Origin of the sequence: Streptococcus sp. 544 (assembly GCF_013277385.1) — a bacterium.
Lineage (GTDB): Bacteria > Bacillota > Bacilli > Lactobacillales > Streptococcaceae > Streptococcus > Streptococcus mitis_BA.
Genome location: NZ_VMMU01000006.1, coordinates 430,832 through 443,331 on the forward strand (window position 1 = coordinate 430,832; position 12,500 = coordinate 443,331).

A 12,500-nucleotide genomic window follows, 5' to 3' on the forward strand; every position below is an offset into this window, starting at 1 on the left:
TCAAACTTTTTTCAAAATCGATAGAATAATTCTATCAAAACTGTTGACAAGTACCAACAGTTTTGAAAAGACCTATTAGTAGAAAGGAAAAAGTCAATGTATGGAGCGAAAATGAGGGAGCTGAGAACGGCTCAAAAGCTGGGCTTGCGTGAGCTTGCTAAGCGAACCTTGATAGACTACACGACCTTGTCACGGATCGAGAACGACCTGAAGGCAGTGACGCTGTCGCAGGCGGTGGTCATCGCCAAGGCGCTAGGGTGTAGGGTAGAAGATATGTTGTAGGAGGAAGGAAGCATGAAAATTGATGGAATTACAACGATAGACTCAGAAATTTTTTTCGGGGAGTGCGATATTCAAGAAGTTCCTGAAGAAATAAAAAAGCTTTTCCCAGAACAGAATCTTATAAAAGTTTCTGAAAAAGGAAAAAGCTATATTTTAAACTCAGACTATATCGTATTACTTTTTACGAGTCTGTGAAAGCGCCGATCCAGCGATAGACTTTGTTCGAGCAGAAGAACGCCCGTCACGAAGAGCTTTGCTTGCCTTGGTGGCGACTTTAGTAGAGGTCTGCTTAGTATTTTTTACCATAAGCAATTCTCCTTTCTTAATTATTTGACTTGCGATTTTCATAAGGAGTTTGAAAGGTCTTATCAAATCGTTTTAGTCAGGATATATTATAACTCAAACATTTTTGTTTGTCAACATATTGTATAAGAAAGGAACTGATGTGCTTGAAAAACACAACATATGGTATTTTTGATGTGGGATAAAATTAAAAAACAATTAAAAATAAAAGGCTGGTCGATGTATCGTTTAGCTAAGGAATCGGATGTCCATCCATCCAATTTTTCTAACCTAAAGGCTGGAAGATTGAAAGAGATGTCATGGACGAACATGTGCAAAATCGCTGACGCACTGGAAGTCAGCTTGGATGAATTTAGAGAGGAGAGGGAATGAATGAAATATCTTTATCAAACAACCTCAATCAGATTGAACTAGAAATCAATCATCACAAACAAATTGCAGGGCAGTCAATTTGGGAAATCGGCAGACGACTCAATCATGTTAAGGAGCATAATTTGACTCATGGTCAGTTTATGGAGTGGCTGAAAAAAGTTGATTTGAATTGGTCGGAAGCAAACCGCATGATGAAGGTTGCTAAAGAATTACCAAATTACCCAACGTTGAGTAATTTGGGTAGTACAGCCCTTTATCTCATTGCAACCCTACCAGAAGAAGAGAAACAAGCTCAAATTAACAGGATTGAGCAAGGTGATAACCCAACAGTCAGAGAGTTGCAAGATTTGAAATTAAAATTTTCTGCAGCTAAAAGAAAAATAATGGAACTACAAAAGGGGCAAGAACCAACTAAGGAAATCGTGAAAGAAGTTCCTGTTATGCCAGCAGACTACCAAGAAGCTCTCCAGAATCGTCAAAAACTAGAAGAGCGTGCCAAGTCTGCAGAGGAAAGGAATACTTTTCTTGAAGCTCAATTAAAAGACCTCTACGCTCAACGCGCAGAAGTGGATGAAAAATCGAACAAGTACGATGAATTGACAAAAGCCATCCAGCAATCCAAAGGGCAGTTGGACGACTACCAGAAAAAAATCGCTTCCTACAAGAATATCCTTAGCCTTATCCAGAAAGGGAATGATTTTCTTGCCAATATGGGCGGTCTCATCTACGCAGATGAAGAAAAAGTCCTGCATACGGACGGTGTTGCTGGTCAGGAGTTCGACAGTTTCGTCAATCGAGGCATCCGATTCTTTACGGATTTACAAGCAATCAGAAATAAAGACAATCAAATCTTAGAGGGAGAAATCTTATGACGCATGAAGTAGTTGCAATTCAACCAAGCGAATTAACCCAAGAAGATATTTTAATTCAGGTTCTACAAACTCAAAAAGAATTAAAGCAAAATCAGGAAGTGTTAGCAGGGGATGTTGATTATTTAAAAAATGAGCAACCTGTTAATCCGTCAATTTGTTTAGAGCTTGAAAATTTACGAAGAGTGAAAGTTATCATGGCTCTTGGTGGTAAGGATAGTCAAGCTTATAAAGATCGTTCTTTTGCTGGCAAGGTATTTCGTCAGGCTGCTAAAGACTTTAAAGAATTCTTTAGGATTCCACGGTATGACCTGCTGAAGAAAAAAGACGAAGAGAGGGCTTTTGATTACTGGAAATCATGGGAACCATCACATAATACCAAGATGGAAATCAAGACCATAAATGGGTAAATGCTAAGCAATTTAGAGAAGGAGATAGTAAAGATGCAACCAGGTAAAGGGAGACCAGCAAAAAAGAGTAGCCGTGGAGTTCGCACGGTCGCAATCTCAGATGAACTATTTGAGGATTTATATGAGCTAGCTCAAGGAAGCGGAATACCAATCAGTCAAGCGGCGGATTATATCTTTAAAAACGGACTGAAAAACGTCCGCATAGAGACGGAAACAGTCACCAGAAAACGCTTGGTATTTGAGGATTAGGAAGGAGAAATCATGTTAGATTTTAAGAACTTGGAAGCTCAGCTCATCTTTCAAAAATCCAGTTAATGATTACACTTCTGTCAGCAATGATTTTCTCAAAGATTCGAACCTAGAGCCTGCTTCTATCGGTATCTTGATGGTCGTCCTCAGCAATAAAGAGAACTGGCTGGTCTATCCAGAAGAAATCGCAAAGCGCTTAGGAGTGAGTCGGGATATGGTAGATAGGCATTTCAAAAAGATAGAGAAGGCAGGTTATCTCAGAACTTTTAAAAAAAGTCTCGGCAGAGGGCGAGGAGTTCAGACTTTCAGATTCTTCTCAGATACAAAAATAACTGATTTTCAATTTGAGATGATGCAACAGAGTTTAGAGGAGGCTTTAGAAAAGTTATCCACAGGTTAGCAGTTACATTTCCTTATTTTACAAATCTGTATTTTACAAATCTGTATTTTACAAATCAGTAAAATAAGGCACTAATAAGTATTAAATAACAACAAGTATTAAATAACAATAAATATTAAAAGACAACAAGTCCTACTCCTCTAAATAAATAAAAGAGAGGGTAGAAAAAATAAATACAAAGGAGAAGGAAATGAGACCGAGACGATATCCGTATAGTGGGGAAATAAAAAAGCCTATCAATTTTCAGATAGACTTAGAAAAATTCAAGCATCTTAGCTGTGAAACCATTCATGATACTTCTCAAGTAACTCAATAGGAGGAAGGAATAAAATGATTCACCATTATATAACTCACTATGCCAGCAATGGGAAAGATTACGCCGAAGCATGGATTCAAATCAATATTTTTGGAATGTGCTTTTGTGTATGGAAAAAGCGTACAACCATTGAACGATTGTACGCAAACGAAGATTAGACTTTTTTCCAGCCGTTACCTTTAGCAGATGTCGGAGGGAGCCGATCACCTTTTCCGATAGTTGCGGTATGACCATTAGTAACTTTTCCGCCACGAGGTCCTACCTCTACATAGCGACCAGGTTCCTGATTATCTGTTCCAGGTTTTATCAGAAATATCAAAACCGAGCGTATTTCTTTTAAGAACATGTGCAAAATCGCTGATGCACTGGAAGTCAGCATAGATGAATTAAGATAAAACAAAAAAGCACCTAACGAAGTCAGGCGCATACTAAAACAATTTAAACCATTATATCACAAAAATGCTTGCCCGCATAGTTGAGAGGATGTAGAAAATGGAAGGTATAACGTTACAATTACGATTGGACGGCGAAAGTGCTGAATTGTTCACGAATCAATTACTGGCCTTTGCTGAAAAGCAAGTCAAAGAGCAGTTAGAGAATGATCGCATGCCAATCAATCAACAGGCTTTGATGAAGAAGTTCGGCTTTACTCATGCCTATGTTAAGAAGTTAGAACGCAAAGGATTAAGATTTCGTAAGCAAGGAAAAGATATTATGTATGATGTCAATGATGTTTATGAAATTTTGGAGTTAGAGAAAGAAGTACGAAAATTAAGAGCGTAAGGAGATAAAAATGTTTGAACCACCGATTTTAGACCAGCTGATGGGTGTTGGAGCCTTGCTGCTTGGATTTGCAGGGCTTTGCCGTCATATCAAATTGCAGGAAAAACGCAAGGAAGAAGAGAGACAAAAAGAGCAAGAATTTGTGTCTAAGATTATCCAAGGCTACAATCACGCATTCGAACGTGGTAGAGAGGACAAATGGCAAGAGATTCGCAAGAATATTCGCCGTGAGTTCAAAGGCTTCACATATGACAACGAACCGCCTCAAGGATTGCGACCTGAGCCATTAGCTTTACCAGAACCACGAAGAGCACGCTATGCAAAGTATTTGGGGTAGAGCAAAGGAGACGCTAATGACTAGAATTGAACTTGAAAACCGTGTGTGGCTTTTGGCCAATCATGAAGAAAAAAACGAATTACTGGATCTTGGGCTAACGTCCAAGGCCGGATATGTGAAACGAGTTCTGGAACTTGGAAAGGTGTATGCTCATGTTTGATTATGACAGAGATATGATTCAACCGCCTGAAGAACATGAAGAGCTTGACCCAAGCCAGTACATCTATGTTGGATGTGGGCAGTATCGATACGTGGGTGATGAAATATGATCCAGGAGCTACACGAAGAAATCGACAACTGGCGAGCTGAATATATGCATCTTGGCCGAGAGCTCGGAGAAATCATCAACGACCAACAGGATATTATTTTGAGATTACAAAACGAAAATAGACACTTAAAACGTGAAAATTGGAATTTGAAGAAGACGAAAGGAAGAAGAAAATGACAAACGAACTAACACAAACAAAAGGCGCATATCTAACAGACTTGCAAAAACTAGACGGAGCAACATTGCGAAATTTTGTTGACCCAAAACATCAAGCAAGCCCACAAGAATTACAAACTTTACTGGCTATCGTGAAAAATCGGAATTTAAACCCATTCACAAAAGAAGTTTACTTTATCAAGTACGGAAACAATCCTGCACAGATTGTTGTCTCAAAGGACGCTTTTATGAAGCGTGCGGAACAAAATCAAAATTATGACGGTTTTGAAAGTGGAATTATCTACGAAGATGCAAGTGGAGAGTTAAAAAATAAAAAAGGCGTCATCTTACCTAAAAATTGTACTCTAATCGGTGGTTGGTGTGAGGTTTATCGTAAAGATAGAACTAGACCAGTATATCGTGAAGTTGAGTTGTCAGCGTATAACACTGGGAAGAACTGGTGGCAAAAAGCGCCAGGGCAGATGATTGAGAAAGTTGCAATTGTTGCAGCAGTCCGTGATTCGTTCTCAGAAGATGTGGGCGGACTTTATACAAGTGAGGAAATGGAACAAGCAGCTCCTATCGATGTAACTCCTCAAGAATCTCAAGAAGAAGTGAGAACGAGGAAAATGGCTCAGATTGAAGAGATGAAGCGAGATCAGGAGAAACATCAAACATCAGCTTATCCAGAAGATGAAATTCCTGATTTTGAAGACGAACCACTACAAGGTGAACTCTTAGAAGAAATGGAGTACTAACATGCAAGAATTACAGGTTATTGATGATAAGAAAATCAATAAAATCTATGAGATGATCACAACGGATGAACTTACTAGAGAGTCTTTTGAAAAAGACCTCATAGAGGCTACTGAGAAGTACAAGGACTATATTCCTACAGCTGGAACTCTCAAAGACGACAAGGCAAAGCGGGCTGAATTTAACAAGTTAATTGAGTCTAAAAATCGTATCCGTATTGACACTAAAAACTTGCTATCAGAGACGGCTAATACATGGGATAGTTATGCAAAGTCAATTATTGAACCATTTGCAACCGTAGTTAGTGAATTTGATAAAGGTATCAAGGAAATTGAAGAACATCAAAGACAACTAAAAATAGATACGGTTAAGAGTTATCTAGCCAACAAATCAGCTGAGTACATGCTGGATCCTCGTCTCTTTGACGAGAAGGCCCTTGAGTATGTCAAGGCTGGCGATTTCATGGCTGACGGCGTGACGCTTAAAAAAGCCACTATGAAGTCACTTGATGACATGGTCACATTTGAGTTTCAGAAACAAGAAGAATACAAGAAAACCATCTCAGCAATCTCAGGACAATGTGCCGAGTACGGAATGACAGACCAGCCATATATTCGAATGCTGAAAGATATGACTTTGGTTGAAGTGCTGGAGCAAATCAAAGCAGACTATGCTTTTGAAAAGCAAAAGGAAGAAGTTAGATTGGCTCAAGAGCGAGCTGAACGAGAACGTGAGGAAGTTTTAGCTCAGCAACAAGAGCAAGCGCCAAAATCAACGGAGACCGCAAAATTTGACCCAGAGACGGGCGAAATCTTAGACGGTGGGCAATTATCCCAAAACCGACAAGAAGCCGTCATAGGGGCTGAAAACGGCTTGGAACGATATACCCAAAAAATGACCTTGGAAGTGTATTTCACTGACACGGAAGAAAAAGACTATTTCAAGAATAGCCTTGCGGATTTGGGATTTGAATACAAGAAAAACTACACTGTCCAAGGTTATCAACGAATTGAGCCGTTGACGCAGGCGGAATTGGATGAACTGATTAAATAAAACAACGTGCCGTGAACCACGAAAAAAGCGAACTAGAAAATGCGTCAGTGACACTTATGAGACTTTGGACGAATGACGCAAAGAATTTCACTCATGCTTGCCTTGCTCACAATTTGGCAGGCGTGGGATTTTGGTAGAAAGTATGACTGAAGTAGTAAAAGTAGATGTGCAATGTCCGTTTTGTGGAATATGCTATACACGATTCGCAAAACTAAAACCTTGTTCAATTAACTGTCGTGGATGCAGTATGTCACTTCATTTGAAATGGACAGGTAACACACCAACAAGTACGAATAAAGCAGGTTTCGGGCGGTTAGCGTATGATCCGTATAACAACAACGAGGAGATTATGGAACTGAATGAGGTGTTCGGATGAACAGACTAAAGAAATTAAGGAAAGGCAAAAAACTAACTCAAGTAGAATTTTCTAAAGAAATCAAAATACCATATAGAACCATACAACGTTGGGAAAATGGAGAAACTTCAATTAGGAGCAAAAATGCTAAAATGCTGGCTGAATATTTTGGAGTAAGCGTAGGTTATCTACTGGGATATGAACCAGAAGGTATGCTAAAGCGGTCAATCTACGATGAAGTCTATTCAGCATTACTTAGAGTGAAATCTGAAAATCCTAATCACGATGACCGTGTGGCAATTCGTGAGGTATGTATGGAACTAATCGAAGCGACGCTTGAGGGGTATTGATGAAAGAACGATTGATTTTGAAGTTTGAGTTGAACAGGAAGCAGATGATTAACGCAAATGATAGACCGCACTTTCATCAAAAGGCTAAAATCACTAAGTTCTTAAGGCAGTTGGCTGCATACGAGGGCAACAATGTACTGAGAGATTACTTTGGTTTGCCTTACAGCGAGGATAAGCCTTGCAAGGTTAAGGTTCGGATATATCCTCCGACAAATCGGAAGTATGATCCACCGAATTGGGCACCCACAAGCAAGGCTTTGTTCGATGGATTGACGGACGCAAAGATTTGGACAGATGACAATTACAATGTGATAGTATCGACTGAGTTCATGCACGGTGGTAAGTCTGGAAATAAGAATTACAGGATTGAACTGGAGATTTACGAATATCACGAGATATTGCAGAGGATAGTTGATGGGATTTGATAAGCAAGAATTGATAAAAGGTTATCTACGCACAATCGAGCAAAACGAAGAAAAGATAGTCGAGTATTCGAAGCCGTGTGATGCACGAAAGAGACGGATTAGAGCGCTGGAACGGGATTCGTTGAGAAAGAGAATAAAGAATTGAGACGGAAAGTGGAGGAGTTGGACGATGATGGAAGATTTAAAGAAAAAAGTTAATGAAGTATACGGCTGGTCGGTAGAAGACGGGAAGCCCAAGCCTCCCAAGCAAGATTTACCACAAGCAGTGAAAGACCGGGCGGACTATTTCTGGGAAATGACAGAAGATGGCATGACGTTTATGGGAGCGATGGAATGTATCTTCGCTGATGAAAAGCCTACAGACTATGATTTGGGAGCTACTAAGGGTTGGTTGCCAAAATCTAACGAGTTTGATGATTGGATTGGCTATTCGCCAAGTATGGCTCAGGTAGTTATTGCAGTTTATTTGATTTATGGAGGAAACTAAGATGAATAAGCAGGAATTGATTAAAAAATTTGAAGAAATCGGGATTCATGGTTTGAATATGTTTGGAACTGTAGTCGAAGGCATTCCGACCGAAACTGCAATTACATTAATCAAACAACTAGACGAACCAGAAAAAGTCAAAGTTCCGCAGTGTGTTCATAAATATATTCAAGAAGCCAAAGAATATAATTGGGACTTGCAAGATTTAATGAAGTCTATAGATGGTGAAGATAGTGAGGAACTTCAAAGATGGTTTTATCACGAATGTAATCAAGAAACACTTGCCCGTGCATGGCTTCTAGGCTACGAGGTCGAGAAAGAGAAACGGTATTATGTAAGATTTAAATGGATTGAAGAAGCATATAGTTACTTAACCTTGATTAAGCACCTTCACGCTTGGACGTTAAAAAATATAACACTAGATAAAAAATTTCGTTCAGAACACACTCGCAAACAACTAGAAGACGCAGACTTCGGCTGGGTGTTCGATTGCCCAGGCGTGGAAGTCGAGGAGGTGGAGTGATGGGAGATATACGAATACTAGATGCGTGCTGTGGGTCTAGGATGTTCTGGTTTGATAAACAAGAGCCACACACAACATACATGGATAGACGTGAAGAAGAATTTGAAATTCACAAAAAGAAAATCAATGTTAAGCCAGACATTGTTGCAGATTTTCGAGATATGCCATTTGATGATGAAACATTTAACCTTGTTGTATTTGATCCGCCACACCTTTTATGGGCTGGCCAGAAATCGTTTATGCGTGCGCAATATGGTCAGCTAGACTTGTTGACTTGGAGATTAGACTTGCAACAAGGTTTTGAAGAATGTTTTAGGGTCTTGAAAATAGGTGGAACACTTATTTTTAAATGGTCCGATGCCCAGGTAAACGTTAAGGAAATTTTGGAATTAGTTCCGCATCAACCACTTTTCGGCCAACAACGTGGGACGACGCATTGGATGACGTTTATGAAATTTGAGGAGGCAACAGATTGAAACGATTCATAGCAATCTGGATTCTGCTATCTGCTGGATTAAACATCTGGCAGATGGACAGGATTCGAGATTTAGAAGAGAAGAAGCCAATGGTTATCTACAAGGCAGATAATGCAGGCGTTGAGATATTCGGCCGTGTCGTCGAGAAAGGACGGCATGGGAAGTTGTACACGATTACGATTCGTGACTATGGGGTGTTCGTAGTTACGAAAGAACAGTTTGAAAAAATCAAAGTAGGGGATGAGGTAAGAATATGAACTATAAAGTAACAGTCGATGGTAAGGAAATCGAATACGGTGCATTAGTTGAGAAATCACGTTTTTCAGAAAAAGAATGGTCTGCTATTTATGCGGAAATTGTGAAACAAAATCAGCCAGAAGTTTTTGAAAGCAAGAAAGCAGATACTGACTACATCAATGTATTTGGTGCTCTAATTGCTCTTGAAGAGCGATATGAAACATTGCTTGAGCTATTACCTCAAGATCAGTTCTCTAAGGCTGGCACACATCCAAAATGGGTAGCTGATGCAGTGGCAGAGAACACGTTGAACAAAGAGGATACGATGCTAGATGTGTCGGATTTGATTGGACGATGTGGAACTCTTGAAGAATTGAAAAATGAGCTGACAGAGTATTTTGATTTGGAAGAATTGCAGGGGTTACTATGAACACAATAGACAAAGTCAAACAATGGTTTATTGACCGTGATCTTGAAAACGGTGGACGGCTGGACAAGCAGTCTTTGAAGCTTAGCGAAGAGTTCGGTGAGTTGTGCGCAGGCTATCTCAAGAAGAATGAGAAACTGACCAAGGACAGCATCGGAGATTGCGCAGTCGTGATTGTCGGTCTTGCCTTGCTGATTAAGGTAGATGTGCAGGAAGTTTTTGAGGGATTTACAGAAGAATTTAAACAAGATACTTCTGATTACCTAAAAGACCTAAATGGATGTATCAGCTGTTTTCAAATGTGCTATGACTGGGAAGGAAAACCAACGTGTAAGAACTTACTATCATCTTCAGTCAATTGGTTGAAAATAATCAGTAAATCGCTAGGTTATAGCTTCGAAGAATGTTTTGAACTGGCTTACCAAGAAATCAAAGACAGAAAAGGTCGTTGGATTGATGGCTCGTTTGTGAAAGAGGAGGATTTGGGATGATACCGAAGTTTAGAGCGTGGGATAGCGCAAAAAAGAAATTCGTAGAACATTTTTTTATCACAGATAACGGCTTGATTTGCAACATGGAAAAACCAACATCGGACTGCAAACTTCTTATTCCTATCGAAAAATCAGAATTGATCCTCATGCAATCAACAGGACTCAAAGATAAGAATGGTAAGGAGGTCTTTGTCGGAGATATTATCAAATGTACAAGAGGATGCCTGCACGAAGTCTATATAGAAAAAGAATATGGCGGTACGTATTTTGGAGGAATGCCAGCTGTATACCTAAAAGACTTGGGAGAAGGATATGCGTGGACTGAGCATGAAGAAATCATCGGCAACATCTACGAAAACAGAGAACTTTTGGAGGATAAGGAATGAGACCAAAAAGATACCCGTTCAGTGGTGCTAAAAAAGAGAGTGAAGCTAAGAAGATATCGTTAATGCTTAAGAAAGTCGATGAATCAGACTTGAAAGGAAGTGTTTGGGCGGAGCCTCTACCTCTCTATAGAAAAACAAGAGTCCATGTAGAGATAGAGGGTTATGGAAAGAAAATCATAACCGAATTTAAAACAGATGACATGAATTTTTTCAGAAAAACTTCATTCTTTAAGAGGGCATTATTCAAAAGAGCTGAAATGATGTCTCAGTTTGATTTTAGAGAAACAACAATCGAAGAATGGAACCGAATAATCTTAGAACTTTTGGAGGCTATCAAATGGACCCAGAAATAATTGACAGCATAAACAAACCAAATCATTACATCGGGACTCATGGTCTCGAAGTAAAGGATGTTACAGCTAATTTCATCAAAGGCAAGACTGAAATGGAAGCGCACCGCTGGTGCAGTGCAGTTGAGTATTTACTTCGCTACAAAGAGAAGAACGGTCTTGAAGACCTGAAGAAAGCCCGTAAGAACCTTGACTGGTTGATTGAGGAGATGGAACATGAGTGAATACGCATTGTACGAAGGCGACACATTCATTACTATGGGGACACTTGCGGAGATCAGCAAAGAAACAGGAATTGCTGAACGGATGTTAAAGTATTATACTTTCGCATCAACACAGAGAAAAAATCCGAATGGTAGAGCAGTCGTAAAGATTGAGGTGGATGATGAATGAAAAATTAAATCCAAAGCAAGCAAGTAGATTTGCATTCTTACTAAAATTAAAGCGTAAAGAGCAGAAACTTAGCAAAGATAAGTTGGCGTCTAAACTAGGTTATAGTCGCTATCTAATCACTCAGTGGGAGGAAGAAGGGAGTGCACCAGATGTCTACAATGTTGAAGATGTCTGCACATACTTTGGATTTCCTACTGACATCATACTCGGTAGCAGGACATGAAAAAAAGAGCCAGTACACGACTGACCCTCTTTATGAATTATTCCTTGAAACTATTATATCATAAAGGAGCGATGTTGTGAGGTTATTAAAAAAGGTTGACGTGCAATTCACCAAGAAAAATGTCTATGATGTTCTAGAGAGTTATCGCTCGTATGTCCGAATGGCAGGCGCTGAGTATTTGCCTAAAATCACAACGACCTACTCATTTGAACCAAAGACATTTACTGGTAAGAACACAGTTACTGAGAATATGGTTATCGACCATGTGGATGCAGAGGCAGAAGTCCTGGAGATTGAGAGAGCAGTCAACTGCATTATGGATCCATATGTTCGGCAGGTTATCGCAAAGAAGTACATGGATATGAAAATCCAATTATCAGACAAGGCTATCTATATGGACTTAGGATATTCTGAGAGTGAGTTCTACCGCATGCTTAGTAGAGGTGCGTTGGAATTTGCGGAAGCTTATCGAAAAGGTAAGCTGATTGTTTATCGTAAAATTTTGGGAGATATTTGCAAGTAAATTGCTAGGAAATGGCTTATTTTACATGATAAAATAGTATTGTCAATAATTAGAAATAGAGGTCTCAGAATTTGGTAGATGGTTACCTGAAATCAGGGTGTCGTAAAGGCGTTGAGGGTTCGAGTCCCTTTCTCTATTTCGTTCATTGACGTCTCCTTTATATTTTTCATTTTATTTCTGAGGCTTCGGCCTCTTAGACAGTAAGGACAGGTTAGCAGGTTGTTTGGGTCTCCTTAATTTTTTTACCAAACGTGCGTTTTACTGCTAGACCAGTTGGTTCGATTCCAGCTACTGTCATTT

The 12,500-nt window shown here is 39.5% G+C and carries 27 protein-coding genes and 1 pseudogene; 27 read left to right on the plus strand and 1 reads right to left on the minus strand.

The annotated features are described in order from the left end of the window. Nucleotides 1–96 precede the first annotated feature (96 nt). The 7 genes from HT728_RS04820 (at nucleotide 97) to HT728_RS04850 (ending at nucleotide 2,885) form a co-directional block, all read left to right on the plus strand. Nucleotides 97–282, plus strand: coding sequence for a helix-turn-helix transcriptional regulator (locus HT728_RS04820; protein ID WP_000274132.1), 186 nt, complete (start codon nucleotides 97–99; stop codon nucleotides 280–282). A gap of 12 nt (nucleotides 283–294) precedes the next feature. After that, the gene (locus tag HT728_RS04825) at nucleotides 295–477 is read left to right on the plus strand and encodes a hypothetical protein (protein ID WP_173234068.1); all 183 of its coding nucleotides are present in this window, start codon (nucleotides 295–297) and stop codon (nucleotides 475–477) included. A 282-nt stretch (nucleotides 478–759) separates the two neighbouring features. Then, nucleotides 760–957 carry a helix-turn-helix transcriptional regulator gene (locus HT728_RS04830; protein ID WP_173234070.1) on the plus strand — a complete coding sequence of 66 codons (198 nt, stop codon included), beginning with the start codon at nucleotides 760–762 and terminating at the stop codon, nucleotides 955–957. After that, the gene (locus HT728_RS04835; protein WP_173234072.1) at nucleotides 954–1,829 is read left to right on the plus strand and encodes a DUF3102 domain-containing protein; all 876 of its coding nucleotides are present in this window, start codon (nucleotides 954–956) and stop codon (nucleotides 1,827–1,829) included. The genes HT728_RS04830 and HT728_RS04835 overlap by 4 nt, the downstream gene beginning before the upstream one ends. Continuing rightward, the gene (locus tag HT728_RS04840; RefSeq protein ID WP_173234074.1) at nucleotides 1,826–2,236 is read left to right on the plus strand and encodes an ORF6C domain-containing protein; all 411 of its coding nucleotides are present in this window, start codon (nucleotides 1,826–1,828) and stop codon (nucleotides 2,234–2,236) included. Before HT728_RS04835 ends, HT728_RS04840 begins: the two co-directional genes overlap by 4 nt. 33 nt (nucleotides 2,237–2,269) lie before the next feature. Next, on the plus strand, nucleotides 2,270–2,485 hold the full coding sequence (locus HT728_RS04845) for a hypothetical protein (protein ID WP_061438988.1): 216 nt from the start codon (nucleotides 2,270–2,272) through the stop codon (nucleotides 2,483–2,485). Between the two features lie 136 nt (nucleotides 2,486–2,621). Next, the gene (locus HT728_RS04850) at nucleotides 2,622–2,885 is read left to right on the plus strand and encodes an HTH domain-containing protein (RefSeq protein WP_173234076.1); all 264 of its coding nucleotides are present in this window, start codon (nucleotides 2,622–2,624) and stop codon (nucleotides 2,883–2,885) included. Nucleotides 2,886–3,355: 470 nt separating this feature from the next. Here HT728_RS04850 and HT728_RS04855 read toward each other — a convergent pair whose 3' ends face one another. Continuing rightward, nucleotides 3,356–3,547: a YjzC family protein gene (locus HT728_RS04855; RefSeq protein WP_173234141.1), complete on the minus strand. Its 192-nt coding sequence runs from the start codon at nucleotides 3,545–3,547 to the stop codon at nucleotides 3,356–3,358. Nucleotides 3,548–3,693: 146 nt separating this feature from the next. Between HT728_RS04855 and HT728_RS04860 the strand changes: the two genes are divergently transcribed. The 20 genes and pseudogenes from HT728_RS04860 (at nucleotide 3,694) to HT728_RS04950 (ending at nucleotide 12,200) form a co-directional block, all read left to right on the plus strand. Further along, nucleotides 3,694–3,984 (plus strand): hypothetical protein, encoded by a 291-nt coding sequence (locus HT728_RS04860; RefSeq protein WP_173234078.1) that lies wholly within the window; start codon nucleotides 3,694–3,696, stop codon nucleotides 3,982–3,984. Nucleotides 3,985–3,994: 10 nt separating this feature from the next. After that, nucleotides 3,995–4,321: a hypothetical protein gene (locus HT728_RS04865; RefSeq protein ID WP_173234080.1), complete on the plus strand. Its 327-nt coding sequence runs from the start codon at nucleotides 3,995–3,997 to the stop codon at nucleotides 4,319–4,321. 16 nt (nucleotides 4,322–4,337) lie between these two features. Next, nucleotides 4,338–4,481: a hypothetical protein gene (locus tag HT728_RS04870; RefSeq protein WP_173212775.1), complete on the plus strand. Its 144-nt coding sequence runs from the start codon at nucleotides 4,338–4,340 to the stop codon at nucleotides 4,479–4,481. A 105-nt stretch (nucleotides 4,482–4,586) separates the two neighbouring features. Next, on the plus strand, nucleotides 4,587–4,766 hold the full coding sequence (locus HT728_RS10625) for a hypothetical protein (protein WP_240149013.1): 180 nt from the start codon (nucleotides 4,587–4,589) through the stop codon (nucleotides 4,764–4,766). Continuing rightward, the gene (gene bet / locus HT728_RS04875) at nucleotides 4,763–5,503 is read left to right on the plus strand and encodes a phage recombination protein Bet (RefSeq protein WP_173234082.1); all 741 of its coding nucleotides are present in this window, start codon (nucleotides 4,763–4,765) and stop codon (nucleotides 5,501–5,503) included. Before HT728_RS10625 ends, bet begins: the two co-directional genes overlap by 4 nt. A gap of 1 nt (nucleotide 5,504) precedes the next feature. Beyond that, complete coding sequence (locus tag HT728_RS04880; RefSeq protein ID WP_173234084.1) at nucleotides 5,505–6,554, plus strand: DUF1351 domain-containing protein; 1,050 nt, start codon at nucleotides 5,505–5,507, stop codon at nucleotides 6,552–6,554. Nucleotides 6,555–6,926: 372 nt separating this feature from the next. Continuing rightward, nucleotides 6,927–7,109: pseudogene (locus HT728_RS10630) on the plus strand (helix-turn-helix transcriptional regulator); the annotation flags it as partial. A gap of 149 nt (nucleotides 7,110–7,258) precedes the next feature. Next, entirely contained in the window at nucleotides 7,259–7,684 is a 426-nt protein-coding gene (locus tag HT728_RS04890) for a hypothetical protein (RefSeq protein WP_173234088.1), read from the plus strand. 169 nt (nucleotides 7,685–7,853) lie between these two features. After that, the gene (locus HT728_RS04895; protein WP_171043438.1) at nucleotides 7,854–8,171 is read left to right on the plus strand and encodes a hypothetical protein; all 318 of its coding nucleotides are present in this window, start codon (nucleotides 7,854–7,856) and stop codon (nucleotides 8,169–8,171) included. Between the two features lies 1 nt (nucleotide 8,172). Further along, a complete protein-coding gene (locus HT728_RS04900) occupies nucleotides 8,173–8,694 on the plus strand; it encodes a DUF1642 domain-containing protein (protein WP_173234090.1) in 522 nt (173 codons plus the stop codon). Continuing rightward, nucleotides 8,694–9,170 (plus strand): methyltransferase domain-containing protein, encoded by a 477-nt coding sequence (locus HT728_RS04905; RefSeq protein WP_173234092.1) that lies wholly within the window; start codon nucleotides 8,694–8,696, stop codon nucleotides 9,168–9,170. Before HT728_RS04900 ends, HT728_RS04905 begins: the two co-directional genes overlap by 1 nt. After that, nucleotides 9,167–9,427: a DUF1372 family protein gene (locus tag HT728_RS04910; RefSeq protein WP_173234094.1), complete on the plus strand. Its 261-nt coding sequence runs from the start codon at nucleotides 9,167–9,169 to the stop codon at nucleotides 9,425–9,427. The genes HT728_RS04905 and HT728_RS04910 overlap by 4 nt, the downstream gene beginning before the upstream one ends. After that, on the plus strand, nucleotides 9,424–9,837 hold the full coding sequence (locus HT728_RS04915; protein WP_173234096.1) for a hypothetical protein: 414 nt from the start codon (nucleotides 9,424–9,426) through the stop codon (nucleotides 9,835–9,837). Before HT728_RS04910 ends, HT728_RS04915 begins: the two co-directional genes overlap by 4 nt. Continuing rightward, entirely contained in the window at nucleotides 9,834–10,325 is a 492-nt protein-coding gene (locus tag HT728_RS04920; protein ID WP_173234098.1) for a MazG-like family protein, read from the plus strand. The genes HT728_RS04915 and HT728_RS04920 overlap by 4 nt, the downstream gene beginning before the upstream one ends. Beyond that, a complete protein-coding gene (locus HT728_RS04925) occupies nucleotides 10,322–10,711 on the plus strand; it encodes a YopX family protein (RefSeq protein ID WP_173234101.1) in 390 nt (129 codons plus the stop codon). The genes HT728_RS04920 and HT728_RS04925 overlap by 4 nt, the downstream gene beginning before the upstream one ends. Next, nucleotides 10,708–11,064 (plus strand): hypothetical protein, encoded by a 357-nt coding sequence (locus tag HT728_RS04930; RefSeq protein WP_173234103.1) that lies wholly within the window; start codon nucleotides 10,708–10,710, stop codon nucleotides 11,062–11,064. The genes HT728_RS04925 and HT728_RS04930 overlap by 4 nt, the downstream gene beginning before the upstream one ends. Further along, nucleotides 11,049–11,285 (plus strand): DUF3310 domain-containing protein, encoded by a 237-nt coding sequence (locus HT728_RS04935; RefSeq protein WP_173234105.1) that lies wholly within the window; start codon nucleotides 11,049–11,051, stop codon nucleotides 11,283–11,285. Before HT728_RS04930 ends, HT728_RS04935 begins: the two co-directional genes overlap by 16 nt. Continuing rightward, the gene (locus HT728_RS04940) at nucleotides 11,278–11,454 is read left to right on the plus strand and encodes a hypothetical protein (RefSeq protein ID WP_173234107.1); all 177 of its coding nucleotides are present in this window, start codon (nucleotides 11,278–11,280) and stop codon (nucleotides 11,452–11,454) included. The genes HT728_RS04935 and HT728_RS04940 overlap by 8 nt, the downstream gene beginning before the upstream one ends. Then, on the plus strand, nucleotides 11,447–11,677 hold the full coding sequence (locus HT728_RS04945) for a helix-turn-helix transcriptional regulator (RefSeq protein WP_173234109.1): 231 nt from the start codon (nucleotides 11,447–11,449) through the stop codon (nucleotides 11,675–11,677). Before HT728_RS04940 ends, HT728_RS04945 begins: the two co-directional genes overlap by 8 nt. A gap of 76 nt (nucleotides 11,678–11,753) precedes the next feature. Then, on the plus strand, nucleotides 11,754–12,200 hold the full coding sequence (locus HT728_RS04950) for an ArpU family phage packaging/lysis transcriptional regulator (RefSeq protein ID WP_173234111.1): 447 nt from the start codon (nucleotides 11,754–11,756) through the stop codon (nucleotides 12,198–12,200). The last annotated feature ends 300 nt before the right edge of the window (nucleotides 12,201–12,500 follow it).

Bases quoted from the DNA above. Each gene is read 5' to 3' on its own strand.
- HT728_RS04820 (WP_000274132.1), top strand. From the start codon at position 97: ATGTATGGAGCGAAAATGAGGGAGCTGAGAACGGCTCAAAAGCTGGGC.
- HT728_RS04825 (WP_173234068.1), top strand. From the start codon at position 295: ATGAAAATTGATGGAATTACAACGATAGACTCAGAAATTTTTTTCGGG.
- HT728_RS04830 (WP_173234070.1), top strand. From the start codon at position 760: ATGTGGGATAAAATTAAAAAACAATTAAAAATAAAAGGCTGGTCGATG.
- HT728_RS04835 (WP_173234072.1), top strand. From the start codon at position 954: ATGAATGAAATATCTTTATCAAACAACCTCAATCAGATTGAACTAGAA.
- HT728_RS04840 (WP_173234074.1), top strand. From the start codon at position 1,826: ATGACGCATGAAGTAGTTGCAATTCAACCAAGCGAATTAACCCAAGAA.
- HT728_RS04845 (WP_061438988.1), top strand. From the start codon at position 2,270: ATGCAACCAGGTAAAGGGAGACCAGCAAAAAAGAGTAGCCGTGGAGTT.
- HT728_RS04850 (WP_173234076.1), top strand. From the start codon at position 2,622: ATGGTCGTCCTCAGCAATAAAGAGAACTGGCTGGTCTATCCAGAAGAA.
- HT728_RS04855 (WP_173234141.1), bottom strand. From the start codon at position 3,547: ATGTTCTTAAAAGAAATACGCTCGGTTTTGATATTTCTGATAAAACCT.
- HT728_RS04860 (WP_173234078.1), top strand. From the start codon at position 3,694: ATGGAAGGTATAACGTTACAATTACGATTGGACGGCGAAAGTGCTGAA.
- HT728_RS04865 (WP_173234080.1), top strand. From the start codon at position 3,995: ATGTTTGAACCACCGATTTTAGACCAGCTGATGGGTGTTGGAGCCTTG.
- HT728_RS04870 (WP_173212775.1), top strand. From the start codon at position 4,338: ATGACTAGAATTGAACTTGAAAACCGTGTGTGGCTTTTGGCCAATCAT.
- HT728_RS10625 (WP_240149013.1), top strand. From the start codon at position 4,587: ATGATCCAGGAGCTACACGAAGAAATCGACAACTGGCGAGCTGAATAT.
- bet (WP_173234082.1), top strand. From the start codon at position 4,763: ATGACAAACGAACTAACACAAACAAAAGGCGCATATCTAACAGACTTG.
- HT728_RS04880 (WP_173234084.1), top strand. From the start codon at position 5,505: ATGCAAGAATTACAGGTTATTGATGATAAGAAAATCAATAAAATCTAT.
- HT728_RS04890 (WP_173234088.1), top strand. From the start codon at position 7,259: ATGAAAGAACGATTGATTTTGAAGTTTGAGTTGAACAGGAAGCAGATG.
- HT728_RS04895 (WP_171043438.1), top strand. From the start codon at position 7,854: ATGATGGAAGATTTAAAGAAAAAAGTTAATGAAGTATACGGCTGGTCG.
- HT728_RS04900 (WP_173234090.1), top strand. From the start codon at position 8,173: ATGAATAAGCAGGAATTGATTAAAAAATTTGAAGAAATCGGGATTCAT.
- HT728_RS04905 (WP_173234092.1), top strand. From the start codon at position 8,694: ATGGGAGATATACGAATACTAGATGCGTGCTGTGGGTCTAGGATGTTC.
- HT728_RS04915 (WP_173234096.1), top strand. From the start codon at position 9,424: ATGAACTATAAAGTAACAGTCGATGGTAAGGAAATCGAATACGGTGCA.
- HT728_RS04920 (WP_173234098.1), top strand. From the start codon at position 9,834: ATGAACACAATAGACAAAGTCAAACAATGGTTTATTGACCGTGATCTT.
- HT728_RS04925 (WP_173234101.1), top strand. From the start codon at position 10,322: ATGATACCGAAGTTTAGAGCGTGGGATAGCGCAAAAAAGAAATTCGTA.
- HT728_RS04930 (WP_173234103.1), top strand. From the start codon at position 10,708: ATGAGACCAAAAAGATACCCGTTCAGTGGTGCTAAAAAAGAGAGTGAA.
- HT728_RS04935 (WP_173234105.1), top strand. From the start codon at position 11,049: ATGGACCCAGAAATAATTGACAGCATAAACAAACCAAATCATTACATC.
- HT728_RS04940 (WP_173234107.1), top strand. From the start codon at position 11,278: ATGAGTGAATACGCATTGTACGAAGGCGACACATTCATTACTATGGGG.
- HT728_RS04945 (WP_173234109.1), top strand. From the start codon at position 11,447: ATGAATGAAAAATTAAATCCAAAGCAAGCAAGTAGATTTGCATTCTTA.